At 57.6% G+C, this 18,206-nt stretch carries 17 protein-coding genes; 8 read left to right on the top strand and 9 right to left on the bottom strand.

What is annotated here, in order from left to right:
* Positions 1-10: 10 nt before the first annotated feature.
* From sirB1 to hemA, 5 genes are read right to left on the bottom strand one after another with little or no spacing between them, the layout of a single operon-like run.
* On the bottom strand, positions 11-820 hold the full coding sequence (gene sirB1, locus DVA44_RS09825; protein ID WP_103179948.1) for an invasion regulator SirB1: 810 nt from the start codon (positions 818-820) through the stop codon (positions 11-13).
* Positions 821-823: 3 nt separating this feature from the next.
* Complete coding sequence (gene sirB2 / locus DVA44_RS09820) at positions 824-1,216, bottom strand: invasion regulator SirB2 (RefSeq protein ID WP_103822288.1); 393 nt, start codon at positions 1,214-1,216, stop codon at positions 824-826.
* Positions 1,209-2,042, bottom strand: coding sequence for a peptide chain release factor N(5)-glutamine methyltransferase (gene prmC, locus DVA44_RS09815; RefSeq protein WP_114314701.1), 834 nt, complete (start codon positions 2,040-2,042; stop codon positions 1,209-1,211). Before prmC ends, sirB2 begins: the two co-directional genes overlap by 8 nt.
* On the bottom strand, positions 2,042-3,124 hold the full coding sequence (prfA, locus tag DVA44_RS09810) for a peptide chain release factor 1 (RefSeq protein ID WP_103822290.1): 1,083 nt from the start codon (positions 3,122-3,124) through the stop codon (positions 2,042-2,044). Before prfA ends, prmC begins: the two co-directional genes overlap by 1 nt.
* Positions 3,125-3,166: 42 nt before the next feature.
* On the bottom strand, positions 3,167-4,423 hold the full coding sequence (gene hemA, locus DVA44_RS09805) for a glutamyl-tRNA reductase (protein ID WP_114386503.1): 1,257 nt from the start codon (positions 4,421-4,423) through the stop codon (positions 3,167-3,169).
* Between the two features lie 268 nt (positions 4,424-4,691).
* Between hemA and lolB the strand changes: the two genes are divergently transcribed.
* The 4 genes from lolB to dauA all read left to right on the top strand — a co-directional run bounded on the left by lolB (position 4,692) and on the right by dauA (position 9,037).
* Positions 4,692-5,303 (top strand): lipoprotein insertase outer membrane protein LolB, encoded by a 612-nt coding sequence (gene lolB, locus DVA44_RS09800; protein WP_114386502.1) that lies wholly within the window; start codon positions 4,692-4,694, stop codon positions 5,301-5,303.
* Positions 5,300-6,169, top strand: coding sequence for a 4-(cytidine 5'-diphospho)-2-C-methyl-D-erythritol kinase (gene ispE, locus DVA44_RS09795; protein WP_114314700.1), 870 nt, complete (start codon positions 5,300-5,302; stop codon positions 6,167-6,169). Before lolB ends, ispE begins: the two co-directional genes overlap by 4 nt.
* Before the next feature lie 123 nt (positions 6,170-6,292).
* A complete protein-coding gene (gene prs / locus DVA44_RS09790) occupies positions 6,293-7,240 on the top strand; it encodes a ribose-phosphate diphosphokinase (RefSeq protein ID WP_003856663.1) in 948 nt (315 codons plus the stop codon).
* A 120-nt stretch (positions 7,241-7,360) separates the two neighbouring features.
* Positions 7,361-9,037, top strand: a complete 1,677-nt coding sequence (gene dauA, locus DVA44_RS09785) for a C4-dicarboxylic acid transporter DauA (RefSeq protein WP_168194514.1) — start codon at positions 7,361-7,363, stop codon at positions 9,035-9,037.
* Here the strand turns inward: dauA and DVA44_RS09780 are convergent.
* The gene (locus tag DVA44_RS09780; protein ID WP_114386501.1) at positions 9,023-10,066 is read right to left on the bottom strand and encodes a MerR family transcriptional regulator; all 1,044 of its coding nucleotides are present in this window, start codon (positions 10,064-10,066) and stop codon (positions 9,023-9,025) included. The two genes, dauA and DVA44_RS09780, sit on opposite strands and share 15 nt — an antisense overlap.
* Positions 10,067-10,182: 116 nt before the next feature.
* On the bottom strand, positions 10,183-10,458 hold the full coding sequence (gene ychH, locus DVA44_RS09775; RefSeq protein ID WP_103179956.1) for a stress-induced protein YchH: 276 nt from the start codon (positions 10,456-10,458) through the stop codon (positions 10,183-10,185).
* Between the two features lie 274 nt (positions 10,459-10,732).
* Here ychH and pth point away from each other — a divergent pair, with 274 nt between their 5' ends.
* Together pth and ychF are read left to right on the top strand one after the other, a co-directional pair.
* Positions 10,733-11,317 (top strand): aminoacyl-tRNA hydrolase, encoded by a 585-nt coding sequence (pth, locus tag DVA44_RS09770; protein ID WP_114386500.1) that lies wholly within the window; start codon positions 10,733-10,735, stop codon positions 11,315-11,317.
* Positions 11,318-11,443: 126 nt separating this feature from the next.
* On the top strand, positions 11,444-12,538 hold the full coding sequence (gene ychF / locus DVA44_RS09765; RefSeq protein ID WP_103822293.1) for a redox-regulated ATPase YchF: 1,095 nt from the start codon (positions 11,444-11,446) through the stop codon (positions 12,536-12,538).
* 119 nt (positions 12,539-12,657) lie between these two features.
* Here ychF and ftrA read toward each other — a convergent pair whose 3' ends face one another.
* Positions 12,658-13,620 carry a transcriptional regulator FtrA gene (gene ftrA / locus DVA44_RS09760; protein WP_114388397.1) on the bottom strand — a complete coding sequence of 321 codons (963 nt, stop codon included), beginning with the start codon at positions 13,618-13,620 and terminating at the stop codon, positions 12,658-12,660.
* Positions 13,621-13,728: 108 nt separating this feature from the next.
* Here ftrA and DVA44_RS09755 point away from each other — a divergent pair, with 108 nt between their 5' ends.
* The gene (locus tag DVA44_RS09755) at positions 13,729-14,124 is read left to right on the top strand and encodes a rhodanese-like domain-containing protein (protein ID WP_114386498.1); all 396 of its coding nucleotides are present in this window, start codon (positions 13,729-13,731) and stop codon (positions 14,122-14,124) included.
* Between the two features lie 45 nt (positions 14,125-14,169).
* On the opposite strand, the gene DVA44_RS09750 is transcribed toward DVA44_RS09755, so the two are convergent.
* Entirely contained in the window at positions 14,170-15,555 is a 1,386-nt protein-coding gene (locus tag DVA44_RS09750) for a cytosine permease (RefSeq protein WP_168194512.1), read from the bottom strand.
* A 296-nt stretch (positions 15,556-15,851) separates the two neighbouring features.
* Between DVA44_RS09750 and DVA44_RS09745 the strand changes: the two genes are divergently transcribed.
* Positions 15,852-18,125, top strand: coding sequence for an FdhF/YdeP family oxidoreductase (locus tag DVA44_RS09745; protein ID WP_114386495.1), 2,274 nt, complete (start codon positions 15,852-15,854; stop codon positions 18,123-18,125).
* Positions 18,126-18,206 lie beyond the last annotated feature (81 nt).

The raw sequence follows: 18,206 nt of genomic DNA, 5'->3' as shown, positions 1-18,206 counted from the left end.
GGAATTAAGATTAATGCAGTGTAATCTGTTTGTGCGCGATGGAATTAATCTGCGCGCGGATCATTTCGCTGATCGGATCTTCCGGACACTGCTCAACAAAATAACTCAAATCATTCAGTGCAACGTGGTCACACTCAAGCTGCACGTAGATAAGGCCGCGGTCGCGGATCTCGTACGGATCTTCCGGGTTAAACTGCAGCAGCACCTCACTGGCACGCAAGGCCAGCTCCATCTGCCGCTCTTCCATCAGCGCTGACTTCAGCGTATCCAGCAGCTTGCGGACCACCTCGGCGTTATCCGCTTCGTCCAGATCTTCGTTGTAGAGCTCCGCCATCGGGCTGATGTTGCCCTTCAGCCAGACATCAAGCGTATGATCGTCGAGCGTGTCGCCATTGAAGGGATTGATTAACCACATCTCGCCGTCCAGCCACTCGGCGCGCAGCAGCATCTGCGTTGGGAAGATGACCGGCACCAGCGGAATATCAAGACGGTGCGCTACCCATAATAAAATCGCCCCCAGGGAGACAGCGCTGCCCTGACGGTTTTTCAGTACCTGATCGAGCCACAGCGCGTCGGAGAGCCGATACACGCCACGCGTATCGCAAAAGCCCCACTCGCCATAAAAAAGCTCAATCAGTTTCTCCAGTTGCCAGTCCTGAGGGCGCGCCTGATTAATCTCTTCACGCGCCAGACTCACCAGTTTCTCCAGTTCATCGTAGACGTATTGTGAAATGAAATCATCGCGGATCATCTCTGATACCTTAATCATTCCATCGCACAGCGGCACTTTGTTAAATTCGAAATCGGCCAAGGACTCCATGACTTACCCCAGTATCGGTATTCTTGTGGTGGCGAGTTTAATGATGATGTACAGCACCACCAGCCCCAGCAGAAAGGCAACAAACCCCGCCTGCTGGCTGCGCGGACGGTGACGTCCCAGCGCAATAAAACCCAAAACGATGTAGATGATAACGCCAAACAGCTTTTCAGTCAGCCATGACCCTTCATCTGTAAACGGCAGATAACCGGTCACCCACATCAACCCCGCCCCGGAAAGAAACAGCACGGTGTCGATGCAGTGCGGCAGCACCCGCACCCAGCGCGCGTTGATAAGGGCGTTATTGCTGTAACGCCACCAGTAACGCAGCGCAAAAAAACTGACGGTCAGGACGACTGCCGTCAGGTGCAGGGCGATCAGTACAGAGAAGCTATTCATGCCATTTGCCCACGGTCAGGCGCTCGTTGCCGCCATAGTCACGACAGGTTTCGACCTGGGCAAAACCGGCCTGCAGGAAGAGATTGCGCACCGCTTCGCCCTGCGTCCAGCCATGCTCCAGCAGCAGCCAGCCATTGCTGACCAGGTGTTGGCGAGACTGGATAATAATATGGCTGAGATCTGCCAGTCCGTGATCCGCCGCAACCAGCGCGCTGCGCGGTTCAAAGCGCACATCCCCTTCGCCGAGATGCGGATCGCACTCATCGATATAGGGCGGGTTACTGACGATCATCTCGAACTGCTGGTCAGCAAGGGCGGTAAACCAGCTGCTCTGCTGCACCGTCACGTTCTCTAACGCCAGGCGCTCAAGGTTACGCTGAGCCAGCGCCACCGCATCGGGCATGAGATCTACCGCCGTCACCTGACAGTCCGGACGCTCGCTGGCCAGCGCCAGGGCGATGGCCCCGGTGCCGGTGCCGAGATCCAGAATGCGCGCGGGGGTGGCGGGCAATCTCGCCAGCGCCTGCTCCACCAGGCATTCGGTATCGGGACGGGGAATTAACGTTGCCGCAGAGACATAGAGCGGCAGCGACCAGAACTCACGCTCGCCCACCAGGTGCGCCACCGGCTCGCCGGTTTTGCGCCGCGCCAGAAGTGCATCAAGCTGAGCCTGCTGGTCAGCAGTCAGCTGCGTTTCGCCAAAGGCGAGAAGATAAGTGCGTGCTTTACCCGTCACATGCTCCAGCAGGATCTCCGCATCGCGACGGGGGCTTTCGCCCCCCGCCAGCGTGCTTATCGCCTGCTGTAGCCAGTGCTGAAAATCCATTAATCCTGCTCTGCCAGCGCTGCCAGCTGGTCGGCCTGGTATTCCTGCACGATAGGTTCGATCAGCAGATCCAGTTTGCCTTCCATCGTCTCATCCAGACGATAGAGGGTCAGGTTGATGCGGTGATCGGTCACACGACCCTGCGGGAAGTTATAGGTGCGGTTGCGATCGCTGCGATCGCCGCTGCCCAGCAGGTTACGACGGGTTGAGGCTTCCGCCTGCTGGCGTTTCGCCATCTCTGCGGCGTGAATACGCGCGCCGAGCACCGAGAGCGCTTTGGCTTTGTTTTTGTGCTGGGAACGTTCGTCCTGACATTCCACCACGATGCCGGTTGGCAGGTGGGTAATACGGATCGCGGAATCGGTGGTGTTAACGTGCTGACCGCCAGCGCCAGAGGAGCGGAAGGTATCGATACGCAGATCCGCCGGGTTGATATCCGGCAGCTCAGCTTCCGGCAGCTCAGGCATGACCGCCACGGTGCAGGCGGAGGTATGGATACGCCCCTGGGATTCGGTGGCCGGGACGCGCTGGACGCGATGGCCGCCGGACTCAAACTTCAGGCGACCGTATACGCCCTCGCCGCTGATTTTGGCGATCACTTCTTTATAGCCACCATGTTCGCCTTCGTTGGCGCTCATGATCTCCACACGCCAGCGACGCGACTCGGCGTAGCGGCTGTACATGCGGAACAGATCCCCGGCAAACAGGGCCGCCTCATCCCCGCCGGTTCCGGCGCGCACTTCTACAAAGGCGTTGCGCTCATCGTCCGGATCTTTTGGCAGCAGAAGCACCTGCAGCTGCTGTTCCATCTCTTCGGAGCGGACTTTCGCTTCCTGCAACTCTTCCTGCGCCATCTCGCGCATTTCCGGGTCGTCGAGCATCATCTGCGCGGTTTCAATATCTTCCTGAACCTGTTGCCAGGCGGTAAAGCAGCGCGCAACGTCACTTAATTGTGCATATTCGCGCGACAGGGCGCGGAAACGTTCCTGGTCGGCAATGGTCGCGGCATCGCCGAGCAGCGCCTGAACTTCTTCATGGCGCTCGTGCAGCGCTTCCAGTTTGGCGACAATAGAGGGCTTCATAGGCGTAAGTGCACCTTTTAATTATAAAATGGGTATGGCGCGCTATTCCAGCCCGAGGCTGTCGCGCAGAATATTCAGGCGTTCGTCGTCCCCGTCACGGGCAGCCTGTTGAAGTGATTTGGTTGGGGCATGGATCAAACGGTTGGTCAGTTTCCATGCCAGTTCCTGCATGATGACCTGCGGATCGCCGCCCTGCTCCAGGGCCGCCATCGCTTTGGCAGTCAGTTCATTACGTACCTGTTCCGCCTGACCGCGGTATTCGCGAATCGTCTCGCTGACGCTTTGCGCGCGCAGCCAGGCCATAAATTCGCTGGTTTCCTGCTCGACAATCGTTTCGGCCTGCACCGCCGCCGCTTTACGCTGGGCGAGGTTGTGGGAAATGATGCTTTGCAGATCGTCCACGCTGTAGAGATAGGCGTTCGCCAGCTTGCCCACTTCCGGTTCGACATCACGCGGAACGGCAATGTCCACCAGCAGCATCGGCTGATTGCGGCGGGACTTAAGGGCGCGCTCTACCATGCCTTTGCCGATAATCGGCAGCGGGCTGGCGGTGGAGCTGATGATGATATCCGCCTCGTTCAGACGGGCGTCGATGTCGCTGAGGGCAATCACTTCCGCGCCGACCTCATCCGCCAGCGCCTGGGCGCGCTCACGGGTGCGGTTGGCGATAATCATCTTCTTCACTTTGTGCTCGCGCAGATGACGCGCGACCAGCTCAATGGTTTCGCCTGCGCCGACCAGCAGCACAGAGACCGTCGAGAGGGATTCAAAGATCTGGCGCGCCAGCGTACAGGCGGCAAACGCAACGGAAACGGCACTGGCGCCAATGTCGGTTTCGGTTCGCACTCGCTTGGCGACAGAGAAGGATTTCTGGAACATACGCTCCAGCTCGCTGGCCTTAAGGTGGCCTTTTTGCGAATCGGCAAAGGCTTTTTTCACCTGCCCGAGAATTTGCGGCTCGCCGAGTACCAGCGAATCAAGGCCGCTGGCCACGCGCATCAGATGGCTGACCGCATCGTTATCCTGATGCCAGTAAAGACTGTTGCGCAGCTCTTCTTCGTTCAGGTTGTGGTATTCGCATAACCAGCGGACAAGCGCTTCATGCAGGTTATCCTGCTCTTCCACGCTGAGATAGAGCTCAGTACGGTTGCACGTAGACAACACCACGCCCCCCTGCACCATCGGCTGGGCAAGCAGACTTTCCAGCGCCTGGTCGAGCGTGTCTGGCGAAAACGTCACACGTTCTCGCAGTGATACCGGGGCTGTTTTGTGGTTAATACCGAGTGCTAAAAGGGTCATATGAGCGGGAGTAGTACCAGCGTTAATAAGGTTAGCAGGGCGCATCATACAGGATGCGCGAGATCAATAAAAGAGACTGCCCCCTTTCGGAGTAATAGGTTACCAGTTCATATTAACCAAAAAAGTTCGCGATGCAGCCAACGCCTCTGAACCTGAAGTAGCATGGTTAATTCTATGATTTAGGATAACTTGAGCGTAGACGCTGCCGCATACGGGCGCTAGCATTAAGAACTATAACCGCCACGTATCTCAAGGATTTGTCATTATTATGACCAGACTGATTCGCCTCCTGCCCCTCGCCGCGCTGGTACTTACCGCATGTTCCATTACGCCGCCCAAAGGGCCAGGCAAAAGCCCTGACTCACCGCAGTGGCGTCAGCACCAGCAGGAGGTGCGTGGTTTAAGCCAGTACCAGACCCGCGGTGCCTTTGCGTATCTGTCGGATCAGCAGAAAGTGTATGCCCGCTTCTTCTGGCAGCAGACCGGCCAGGATCGCTATCGCCTGCTGTTGCTCAACCCGGTGGGGAGCACCGAGATGGAGCTGATTGCCCAGCCAGGCAGCGCGCAAATCACCGATAACAAAGGGCAGAAATATACCGGCACCGATGCCGAAGAGATGATCGGCAAGCTGACCGGAATGCCAATTCCGATTACCAGCCTGCGCCAGTGGATCCTTGGTCTGCCGGGCGACGCCACCGACTACAAACTCGACGATCAGTACCGTCTGAGTGAAGTGAACTACAGCCAGAACGGTAAAAACTGGCACGTGGTCTACGGCGGCTACGACAGCAACACCAAACCGGTCCTGCCAACCAGCCTGGAACTGACCGAAGGCGGCCAGCGCATCAAGCTGAAGATGGATAACTGGATTGTCAAATGATGACCCACTGGCCTTCACCCGCAAAACTTAACCTGTTTTTATACATCACCGGCCAGCGTGCGGACGGCTATCACACCCTGCAGACGCTGTTTCAATTTATCGACTACGGCGACACCATTTCGATTGAGCCGCGTCAGGATGGGCAGCTTCGTCTGCTCACTCCGGTGGAGGGTGTGGCCGATGAAGATAACCTGATCGTGCGGGCTGCCCGGCTGCTGATGGCGGCGGCGCAGCAAAGCGGACGTCTGCCAGCGGGCAGCGGCGCGGATATCCGCGTGGAGAAACGGCTGCCGATGGGCGGCGGGCTCGGCGGTGGCTCGTCAAATGCCGCCACCGTGCTGGTGGTACTCAATCACCTGTGGGGCTGCGATCTCACGGTGGATGAACTGGCCGCGCTCGGGTTAACGCTCGGGGCCGACGTGCCGGTCTTTGTCCGCGGGCATGCGGCCTTTGCCGAAGGGGTGGGCGAGATCCTCTCCCCGGCCGAACCCGCGGAAAAATGGTACCTGGTCGCCCACCCGGGCGTCAGCATTCCCACCCCGGTTATCTTTAAAGATCCGGACCTTCCACGCGATACGCCCGTCCGGTCAATAGAAACGTTATTAAAATGTGAATTCAGCAACGATTGCGAGGATATCGCAAGAAAACGTTTTCGCGAGGTTGATGAAGCGCTTTCCTGGCTGTTAGAATACGCGCCGTCGCGCCTGACTGGCACAGGAGCCTGTGTCTTTGCTGAATTTGATACGGAATCCGCTGCACGTCAGGTGCTCGAGCTGGCTCCAGAATGGCTGCATGGTTTCGTGGCGCGCGGTATGAATATCTCCCCGCTACAGCAGGCCATTCTGGCGCAATCTGAGTTTCGGTGACAACGTCACCTTGTTCCAGACGTTGCATCGCGCTCTTTAATACACCGCCTGGATAGCATTCGCCTGGCCCGCACAGTTTACGGCGAACTATCCACCACTGGACGCATGCCTGAGGTTCTTCTCGTGCCTGATATGAAGCTTTTTGCTGGTAACGCCACCCCGGAACTAGCACAACGTATTGCCAACCGCCTGTACACTTCTCTTGGCGACGCCGCCGTAGGTCGCTTTAGCGATGGCGAAGTCAGCGTACAAATTAACGAAAATGTACGCGGTGGTGATATTTTCATCATCCAGTCCACCTGTGCTCCAACTAACGACAACCTGATGGAACTGGTTGTTATGGTCGATGCCCTGCGCCGTGCTTCCGCTGGCCGTATCACTGCTGTCATCCCTTACTTTGGCTATGCCCGTCAGGACCGTCGCGTCCGTTCCGCACGTGTGCCAATTACCGCAAAAGTTGTTGCTGACTTCCTCTCCAGTGTTGGCGTTGACCGTGTTCTGACGGTTGACCTGCATGCCGAGCAGATCCAGGGCTTCTTTGATGTTCCGGTTGATAACGTATTCGGCAGCCCAATCCTGCTGGAAGATATGCTGCAGCTGAACCTGGACAACCCGATTGTGGTTTCTCCAGACATCGGCGGCGTGGTTCGCGCTCGCGCTATCGCCAAGCTGCTGAATGACACCGACATGGCGATCATCGACAAACGTCGTCCGCGCGCTAATGTTTCTCAGGTGATGCACATCATCGGTGACGTTGCTGGCCGTGACTGCGTGCTGGTTGACGACATGATCGACACCGGCGGCACTCTGTGCAAAGCCGCCGAAGCGCTGAAAGAGCGTGGTGCTAAACGCGTATTCGCTTACGCGACTCACCCGATCTTCTCCGGCAATGCCGTGAACAACCTGCGCAACTCCGTCATTGATGAAGTTGTGGTGTGCGACACCATCCCACTGAGCGACGAGATCAAAGCGCTGCCAAACGTGCGTACTTTGACCCTGTCCGGGATGCTGGCAGAAGCGATTCGTCGTATCAGCAACGAAGAATCTATCTCTGCAATGTTCGAACACTAATCGGACGCAGTCAGAAAACCCGCTACGGCGGGTTTTTTTGTCTGTAGTATTTATTTGTATGATTAATGCCTCCTTCACCTGCCATTGATATGACAGATGATGCGCACATGGATGATGATTGTGAAAAACGCTTCCTCTCATGTTCTTCCCTTCCGCGCCCTCATCGACGCCTGCTGGAAAGAGAAATATACCCTGTCACGCTTCACTCGTGACCTGATCGCCGGGATCACCGTCGGTATCATTGCCATTCCGCTGGCGATGGCGCTGGCCATTGGCAGCGGCGTAGCGCCGCAGTATGGCCTCTACACTGCCGCCGTCGCCGGGATTGTGATTGCCCTGACCGGTGGGTCGCGCTTCAGCGTCTCCGGGCCGACCGCGGCCTTTGTGGTGATCCTCTATCCGGTTTCTCAGCAGTTTGGTCTGGGCGGATTGCTGGTGGCGACCCTGATGTCCGGGGTATTTTTGATTTTGTTCGGTCTGGCGCGCTTTGGCAGGCTGATTGAGTACATTCCACTTTCCGTGACCCTGGGCTTTACCTCCGGGATCGGCATCACCATCGGCACCATGCAGATTAAGGATTTCCTTGGCTTACAGATGGCCCACGTGCCGGAGCATTACCTGCAAAAAGTGGGGGCGCTGGCGATGGCGCTGCCGACGACAAACCTGGGCGATGCGGCGATTGGCGTGGTGACCCTGGGCACGCTGATCCTCTGGCCACGGCTGGGCATCCGCCTGCCAGGACACCTGCCCGCCCTGCTGCTGGGCTGCGCGGTGATGGGGATAGTCAATCTGCTGGGCGGCCACGTCGCCACTATCGGCTCGCAGTTCCACTATGTGTTGGCGGATGGCTCCCAGGGTAACGGTATTCCGCAGCTTCTGCCCCAGCTGGTGCTGCCGTGGGATCTGCCCGGCTCCAGCTTTACCTTAAGCTGGGACTCCCTGCGCGCCCTGCTGCCAGCCGCATTTTCGATGGCGATGTTGGGGGCGATTGAGTCGCTGCTCTGCGCCGTGGTGCTGGACGGCATGACCGGCACCAAACATAAAGCCAACAGCGAGCTGGTCGGCCAGGGACTGGGGAATATTATCGCCCCGTTCTTCGGCGGCATTACCGCCACAGCGGCCATCGCCCGTTCCGCGGCCAACGTGCGCGCGGGCGCCACGTCCCCGGTCTCGGCGGTGGTCCATTCGGTGCTGGTGATCCTCGCCCTGCTGGTGCTGGCGCCCTTGCTCTCCTGGCTGCCGCTCTCGGCCATGGCCGCCCTGCTGCTGATGGTGGCATGGAACATGAGCGAGGCACATAAAGTCATCAACCTGCTGCGCCGCGCCCCCAAAGACGACATCATCGTAATGCTGATCTGCATGTCGCTGACGGTGCTGTTTGACATGGTCATTGCGATAAGCGTCGGGATTGTGCTGGCATCATTACTGTTTATGCGTCGCATTGCCCGTATGACCCGCCTGGCCAGCGTCAATGTCTCCACGCCGGAAGACGTGCTGGTGCTGCGAGTCATCGGCCCGCTGTTTTTTGCCGCCGCGGAAGGATTGTTCAGCGAACTGGAGTCGCGCATTGTCGGGAAACGTGTCGTGGTGCTGAAATGGGATGCGGTCCCGGTGCTGGATGCCGGCGGGCTGGACGCCTTCCAGCGTTTTGTACAACGTCTGCCGGAAGGCTGTGAACTGCGGGTGACCAATCTCGAATTCCAGCCCCTGCGCACGATGGCGCGCGCAGGGGTTCAGCCCATTTCGGGCCGTCTGGCGTTCTATCCTGACCGTGAGGCGGCGTTAGCGGATCTGTGACATCCGCCGCTGCATCATGATGCCGATCGCCTGCTGAAGCCACTCGAGCACAGCAGGCGTCATCCAGGTCCCTTTCATCAGATGCGGCTCCTGCTGCATCGCCTCGCGGAATTTTTGCTGAGTTGCAGGATTATCCCCTGCGTAAGACTGGAACAGCGCCAGCCAGTTTTCCGCCAGCCGCTGTGCTTCCGGGCTATCTGCCTGCACCCCTTCCCGGCTTGCCTGATGCAGTTTTGCCACCAGTGCAGGCCACTCCATCATGCGATCAAAATAGTGCGCACGGGTAAACGCCATCTCCTCGGGGGTCAGGTAGCGCTGCCAGATAGCCAGCTTGCTCTCGGCGAAGGCACGCGTGATGAAATCGAGGATGTCAGCGTCGATTCCTGTCTGCTCACGCATTTGCGGCTCCACGCTGTGCATCTCATTCAGGCGGGTCAGGAAGTCGGGGTTGCCCGCGGTATCCTGCTCAAGTTGCGTCATCCAGCGCGTAGCCAGCCCGGTAGCGCGTGGGTCGGCAACATCCACCTTCTCCGCCAGCATGCGCCGGGCTTCAGCCACCAGCCCTGCCCAGATCTCTGCCAGGGTGTCACTCTGCTGCGCAAACGGTAATGCCTGTAACTCTTCTTTACTGAACCAGCGATCGTACATCGTCATTAACTCCAGCGTCTGTAACCAGGATTCCAGATCGGGCTCGGTGCCTGCGGCCAGCGCGCTATGCAAACTCACGAGCTGCTCGCGCAGCGTCTGAATGCTGCGCATCTGTTTATCCAGCAGCGCGATTTGCGCGTCCAGGAGATCCACCATGGAGCGCGGATCCCGATCGAGAACCTCTTTAATTTCGGCAAGCTCCAGCCCCGCTTTGGCTAACACCTGGATACGGTGTAGCCGCTGTACATCCGCGAGGGTATAAAGACGGTAACCTGCCGCACTTCTGGCAGAGGGCAGCAGCAAGCCGGTTTGCTCATAATGGTGTAATGTCCGAACGGTGATCCCCGCTCGCTTCGCCAACAGGCCAACCTGAATTAACATCGCTGCTCCTTTTATCTTGCCATCGCGGTCACTCTGGTGCCTTACGTTACGTGAGGGTCAAGAAAAAAGGCAAAAAAAACGGCTTCCGAAGAAACCGTTTTTCGCGCTGTCACTGGTTAGCTGTGCTTATGCTGTTCGCGACGGCAGCGTTTATCGTAATGGCGCACCCACCAGTAGCGGTCACAGACCTGTTCGTGGCCACTGACGCGAGCCCCGGCCAGCCAAAGTACCGCACCCAGGAAGATGCTCAGCACTGCGCCATGGGCGAAGTATTGTGGCAGGTCAAGTTGCGGAAGCTGGTTTAAAATGGAATAACCGACGCCGACAACCATGACGACTAATCCCAACCCCATCAACACGTTACCGAGTAGCGAAGCGTTTTTGCGTTTCATATAGCACCTCCGGAACTTTGGGTTGTAAGGGAATAATCTCCCTATTCCTTGTGTGTAAAGTATAGACACCACCCGTTTTGCGGATTGCGTCAACGATCACAAATACGTACTTCGGTGCAACAAAACTTTACAAATAAGCCTTTGAGTAGCATGAAATTCTAATGGTTCAGCTCCGGGATTATTCAGTTTCTACGTGTCGCTTAGCAGAATTTTGTCAACCGACGCGGCAGACAGTACACTACGCGCCAGACTTAGCACTTTCAGGAACAAAAACGTGACGATTAAACTGATTGTCGGCCTGGCTAACCCTGGCGCGGAATATGCTGCCACCCGCCATAATGCTGGCGCCTGGTATATTGATCTGCTGGCCGAGCGGTTACGCTCCCCTCTGCGTGAAGAGCCTAAATTCTACGGGTTTACCTCTCGCGTTAACCTGGCTGGCGCCGATGTGCGTCTGCTGGTGCCTACGACGTTTATGAATTTAAGCGGTAAAGCGGTGGCCGCGATGGCGACCTTTTATCGCATCAATCCGGATGAGATCCTGGTGGCGCACGACGAACTGGATCTGCCGCCGGGCGTGGCGAAATTCAAACTCGGTGGCGGTCACGGCGGGCACAACGGCTTAAAAGACATCATCAGCAAACTGGGCAATAACCCTAACTTCCATCGCTTACGCGTGGGGATTGGCCATCCGGGCGATAAAAACAAAGTTGTTGGTTTTGTTCTCGGTAAGCCACCGGTTTCCGAGCAGAAACTGATCGACGAGGCGGTAGACGAAGCGGCGCGTTGCACCGAAATCTGGTTGCAGGATGGTTTAACTAAAGCCACCAACCGTCTTCACGCTTTCAAAGCGCAATAAGCGGCGCGAAACGGCTTTTTTGCCCCGCAGGCTGCGGGTTACGTGTATAATAGGCGTAGTTATTTACTTTTCTTCGACTCGTTAATGTTAACGTGTTGAATATCAAGACATTAAGGTGATTCAGAAATGGGATTCAAATGCGGTATCGTTGGTCTGCCTAACGTTGGCAAATCCACCCTGTTTAACGCGCTGACTAAAGCGGGCATCGAAGCGGCTAACTTCCCGTTCTGTACCATCGAGCCAAACACCGGTGTCGTACCCATGCCCGATCCGCGTCTCGATCAGCTTGCGGAGATCGTAAAGCCGCAGCGCATTCTGCCAACCACTATGGAGTTCGTGGATATCGCAGGCCTGGTAAAAGGCGCATCGAAAGGTGAAGGCCTGGGTAACCAGTTCCTGACCAACATCCGTGAAACCGAAGCGATCGGCCACGTTGTGCGTTGCTTTGAGAACGACAACATCATCCACGTGAACAACAAAGTGGACCCGGCGGATGATATCGAGGTCATCAACACCGAGCTGGCACTGGCGGACCTGGATACCTGCGAGCGCGCCCTGCAGCGCGTGCAGAAGAAAGCCAAAGGCGGCGACAAAGACGCGAAAGCGGAACAGGCTGCGCTGGAAAAATGTCTGCCACAGCTCGAAAACGCGGGCATGCTGCGCGCGCTGAAAAACCTGACTGACGAAGACAAAGCGGCGATCAAATACCTGAGCTTCCTGACCCTGAAGCCGACCATGTACATTGCCAACGTCAATGAAGACGGTTTTGAAAACAACCCATACCTGGACAAAGTGCGTGAAATCGCAGCGGCGGAAGGTTCTGTGGTCGTGGCCGTGTGTGCGGCTGTCGAGTCTGATATCGCCGAGCTGGACGATGCCGACCGTGAAGAGTTCATGGCTGAGATGGGTCTGGAAGAGCCAGGTCTGAACCGCGTGATCCGCGCCGGTTACCAGCTGCTGAACCTGCAGACCTACTTCACCGCTGGCGTGAAAGAAGTACGCGCCTGGACTATCCCTGTCGGCGCGACGGCACCACAGGCGGCGGGTAAAATCCACACCGACTTCGAGAAAGGCTTTATCCGTGCCCAGACCATCGCCTTTGAAGACTTTATCACCTACAAGGGTGAGCAAGGCGCGAAAGAAGCCGGTAAGATGCGTGCAGAAGGGAAAGACTACATCGTTAAAGATGGCGATGTGATGAACTTCCTGTTTAACGTTTAAAGGTCATGCATCTGCGGATGCGTTAACTGATCTGAAAAAAATCCACGCTATGGCGTGGATTTTTTTTATCAAAGGCTCGCTGTCTCGCCTGTAGAATCATTAAACAACATCGTCCATTATTACTCTGCTGAAGAATAAAACCCTCTCCTGTATGCCGCAGGCGTCGTCGACAGCTGATTTTTGAAATGATGACGCATCGTCGCCACGCTGCCAAACCCCACCTCCTCCGCGATACGCTCAATCGACAGCTGGCTGTTCTCCAGCAGATCCTGGCTGCGGCTCAGGCGGGCATGGAGCAACCACTGGGCGGGCGTCTTGCCGGTGGTGGCGGTGAAACGGCGCAAAAAGGTACGCGGGCTCATCCCGACAAATTTTGCCAGCGACTCGACGGTATGTGGCTCGGCAAGCCTGGCATGCAGGTAGTCGAAGAGTGCCCCAAGGCGATGGCCTTCATAAGCGACAGGCACCGCCTGCTGAATAAACTGGGCCTGGCCGCCGTCGCGATGCGGCGACACCACCAGCCGACGCGCGACGCGGTTGGCCGCCACGCTGCCATAATCCCGGCGCACCAGGTGCAGACAAAGATCGATACCCGCCGCGCTGCCTGCGGAGGTCAACACATCACCGTTATCGATATAGAGCACGTCAGGCGTGACCTGAATGGCGGGATAACGCTGTTGCAGCAGGTCGGTATAACGCCAGTGGGTGGTCGCCTGCCGGTTGTCGAGTAACCCTGCGGCGGCCAGCACAAAGACTCCGGAACAGATAGAGAGGATCCTCGCCCCGCGTCGATGTGCCGCGACAAGCTGCTCGCACAGCGCGGCGGGCACCGGAACATCCGCCCCTCGCCAGCCGGGCACGATGATCGTTCCGGCCTCACTCAGCAGCTCCAGCCCGCCATCCACCACCAGTCTGAAGCCACCCGTTGCGCGTAACTCACCCGGATCAACACCCGCCACCGCAAAGCGATACCACTCCTGGCCCATCTCGGGGCGGGGCAGCGCGAAAATTTCGACAGCAATACCGAATTCAAAGGTACAGAGTCCGTCATAGGCCAGCACAACCACCAGAGGATTATTCATCACCGCGCTCAATGCGTTTTGTCATGATCTTGATGTTATCTGGCATTTCTGCCAGCTGTCAAAGCCGCGACTCCACCGTAGAGTAAAGACTCATTCCTGGAGGTGTTTATGAGCTATGTAACTGATTATCCTGCTGCGTCGCCAGATGTCGCAGCAAACCATTTTTTACAGCGACTGAGCGTGGAAACAGACTGCGACGATGTGCATACCGCGTTTAAAGAGGGGGATGTCGATTTTGTGTTGCTGCATGTGGTCGGCAGTCCGGAGGCATTCGCCCGCCGTCATATTCCTGGGGCGCTGCACCTGCGACATCGCGATATGACCGAGCAAAGAATGGCGGAGTGGCCCTCCGATACAGTGTTTGTGGTCTATTGCGCCGGGCCGCACTGCAACGGTGCGGATCGCGCCGCGCTGAAGCTGGCGCAGATGGGCCGCCCGGTGAAAATTATGATAGGTGGAATGACCGGCTGGGCCGACGAAGGTTTTGCTTTTAACTCCCGGTAAAAGAGCCGCGATCCCGTTTGACCTGCGGGATCGCTGACACCTCTTTCACCTGCCCGAGGCCGGATAGATCGTCTTTGTCGGCAGCACCCGCCGATCAAAACGCCGCAAGCCATAATAGAGCGCTGCGGTGCAGAACCAGCCAATCACCCACGAGACATCGTTGTCGGCAAACAGCCAGGTCAGTGAGCCGTGGTAGAGCGGGTTTTCAATAAACGGTAGCTGGATCAACACGCCAACAACATAGACGCTGATGGCAAACATGTTCCAGTGCCCGTAGCGACCACGGGAATCGAACAGCGCCGGAATATCTACCGCTTTACGGGAGATAATAAAGTAATCGGTCAGGCTGATGGCGCTCCACGGTACGAAAAAGGCTAACAGGAACAGCAGGAAATGGGTGAAATGCTTCAGGAATGCCGGTTCGCTCAGCAGCGCAATCACGCAGGAGAGGGTCACCATCAGGACCACAAAGGTGACGCGGCTTTTCTGGCTCAGCGTCGTTTGTTGACGAAAACCCGAGACAATGGTGGTCAACGACATAAAACTGCCGTAGGCGTTGAGGGTGGTAAAGGTGATTTTGCCAAAACAGATCGCAAAGTAGATCACCATCGCCATCGCCTCGCTTTTACCCAGCCCGACAATGTAACTCACCTCATGCCCCTTGAAGGCGCTGCCGGCGATTGCCGCGGTAATCACCCCGAGCGTCATGGACGCCTGGGTGCCCAGCACCGTACCGCTGAAGACGGAGAGGAAGGTCTTCACCCCTGAGACGTCGCGCGGCAGGTAGCGGGAATAGTCGGAGACGTAGGGACAAAAGGCGATCTGCCATGAGGAGGAGAGCGACACCGCCAGCAGGAACATCGGCATCGAGAAGTGGTTATTCTGCATCACAGCGCCCATATCGCTGGCGATCAGCAGAGCGATAAACAGATAGACAAACGCCAGCACCCCCACCACGCTCGCTACCTTGCCGAGCTTGTGGATCACCTTATATCCCAGCACCGCAATCACGATAATGATCGCGCTGAACAGGATCATACCGGCCACGTTCGAGACCGACAGCAGCCTGGCCATCGCCTGTCCTGCCAGCACTGTCCCGCTGGCGGAGAAGCCGACATACATCACGCATACCAGCGCCAGCGGGATCACCGCGCCCAGCACACCAAACTGGGCGCGACTGATGATCATCTGCGGCAGCCCGAGGCGCGGACCCTGCAGGGCATGAAATGACATCACCACCGCGCCCAGCACCTGCCCCACCAGCAGGCCAATAATGGACCACACCACATCCCCGCCCAGCACCACTGCCAGCGCCCCGGTCACGATGGCGGTGATCTGCAGATTGCCGCCAAACCACAGCGTAAACTGGCTGAAGGGGTGGCCGTGCCGTTCATTATCCGGGATGTAATCGATGGATCGTGTTTCCGAAATTCGCGTCCCGCCGCGCTTTGACTGCGCTTCTGAAGATGAAAAAGACGACATAGTTTCCTCTCTGAGTGGATGATTAATGCCCGTCAGAGACCCTGCTATACCCATGCAACGCCATATGACAGAACATGTATATACAACCATTGACATCCACCCACACGCATCTGATGATGGATTTGTGAACTGAACTGTGAATAATTTGTAATTAAGATGAAAACTATATGTGATTGAGATGGGTTTCGATCGACAGTCAAATCAGGCATCGCCATCATAAATACCCGCTTAAAACAGGAGTGCAGATGAGCAACAACAGACGAGCGGTACCCGGCATTCGCCATTACGCCGGTCCTGCGGGCGGCTGGGGCGCCTTAAAAGCCACGGCGATTGCCGTGCGTACGCAGATGGACACCTTCGACGCCCCCGCCACGCTGCTGCGCACCAACCAGCCCGATGGCTTCGACTGCCCGGGCTGCGCCTGGCCCGACAAAGAACACAAATCCACCTTTCAGTTTTGCGAGAACGGCGCCAAGGCGGTGACCTGGGAAGCGACCACAAAGCGTGTCACCCCGGAATTTTTCGCTGAGCACACCGTCAGTACCCTGTGGTCAAAAAGCGATTTTGAGCTGGAAGGCTATGGACGCCTGACCCATCCCATGAAATACGATCCACAGAGCGACACCTTTCGCCCGGTGGCGTGGGACGAAGCCTTTGCCCGTATCGGCGAAGTGCTGCGCGGGCTGGCCCCTGATGAGGTGGAGTTTTACACCTCCGGGCGCGCGTCAAACGAAGCCGCGTTCCTGTATCAGCTGTTTGCCCGTCAGTTGGGCACCAATAATTTTCCCGACTGCTCTAACATGTGCCACCAGGCCACCAGCGTCGGCCTGCCCCGCTCCATCGGGATTGGCAAAGGCACCGTGTCGCTGGAAGATTTCGACCATACTGAGCTGGTGATCTCCATCGGCCATAACCCGGGCACCAACCATCCACGGATGATGGGCACCCTGCACGAGCTCTCCCGCCGGGGCGTACCGATTATCGTTTTTAACCCGCTGCGCGAAACGGCGCTGGAGCGCTTCGCCGATCCGCAAAATGTCAAAGAGATGGCGACATACAGCGCCACCAATATCGCCTCGACGTACTATCAGGTGAAAGCCGGGGGCGATGCCGCGGCGTTAAAAGGTATCGCAAAACATCTGCTGGTTCTGGATGCGCTGGATCACGACTTTATCACCACCCACACGCAGGGGTTTGCCGACTTTGCCGCCGATATCGCCGCCACGAAATGGGAGGCCATCGAGCGCGAGTCTGGCCTGAAGCGCGCCGATCTGGAGAACGTGGCGCGCCTCTACGCTAAGTCCAGCGCCACCATCATCACCTACGGGATGGGAATCACCCAGCACAACAAGGGTACCGCCAATGTGCGTTTGATCGCCGATCTCCTGCTGCTGCGCGGCAATTTTGGCAAACCCGGCGCGGGCATCTGTCCGTTACGCGGCCACTCCAACGTGCAGGGCAACCGCACCGTGGGGATCACCGAAAAACCGACCGCGGCCTTTCTGGACCGGCTGGGCACGGTGTTCGGCTTTACCCCACCAGCCACCCACGGCCACGATGCGGTACAGGCGGCGCAGGCGATGATCAACGGCGAGGCCAAAGCGCTCCTCTGCCTCGGGGGAAATTTTGCGGTGGCGATGCCCGATCACGACAGGGCGTTTGCGGCGCTGAAACGTCTCGATCTCAGCGTACATGTCGCCACCAAGCTGAACCGCACCCATCTGCTGGTTGGGAAAGAGACATATCTTCTCCCCTGCCTGGGGCGCACCGAACTGGATATGCAGCAGAGCGGCCAGCAGTCGATCACCGTGGAAGACTCGATGTCGATGGTGCATGCCTCCCGCGGCAAGCTCAAACCGGCCTCTCCCTGGCTACGCTCGGAGCCCGCCATTGTCGCCGGGATCGCCCACGCCACCCTGCCCCACAGCAAAACCGACTGGCTGGGCCTGGTGGAGGATTACGACCGCATTCGCGACTGTATCGAACAGACGCTGCCGGGCTTTGAGAAATTCAACGCCCGCATCCGGGTGCCGGGCGGATTCCGTATGCCGCTGCCGCCCACGGAGCGCGTCTGGCCCACTGCCAGCGGCAAGGCGATGTTTTCGCTGTTTGAGGGCGTGAGTGAGAACAGCCCGGGCGAAGGCGAGCGCGTGCTGCGTCTGGTTACATTGCGTAGTCACGACCAGTACAACACTACCATCTATGCCATGGATGACCGCTATCGCGGGGTGTTCGGTCGGCGCGACGTGCTGTTCATGAACGAAGAGGATATGCAGCAGTTGGGGCTGGAGCATGGCGATCGGGTAGATATTCATACCGCCCTGCCCGGCTCACACCAGCGTCTGGACGACATCACCGTGGTGGCTTACAGCATTGCCCCTGGCACGGTTGCTGGCTACTACCCGGAAGCAAACGTGCTGGTTCCGCTGGATTATCTCGATAAAGAGAGCGGTACGCCGTCGTACAAATCGGTGCCCGTCCGCCTGAGTCTGCGCTCAAAAGAGATCCGCGCCCTCTAATCTCTTCTCGCGCCGTCACCGATCCAGTGTGTTGCCCGGATCGGTGATGCTCTCTCTGTTCAATTTGACGCCGGTCAGCAA

It is taken from the genome of Leclercia sp. W17, assembly GCF_003336325.1.
Lineage (GTDB): Bacteria > Pseudomonadota > Gammaproteobacteria > Enterobacterales > Enterobacteriaceae > Enterobacter.
The sequence above is the reverse complement of the archived record's forward strand: the minus strand, read 5'-3'. Positions and strand labels throughout refer to the sequence as shown.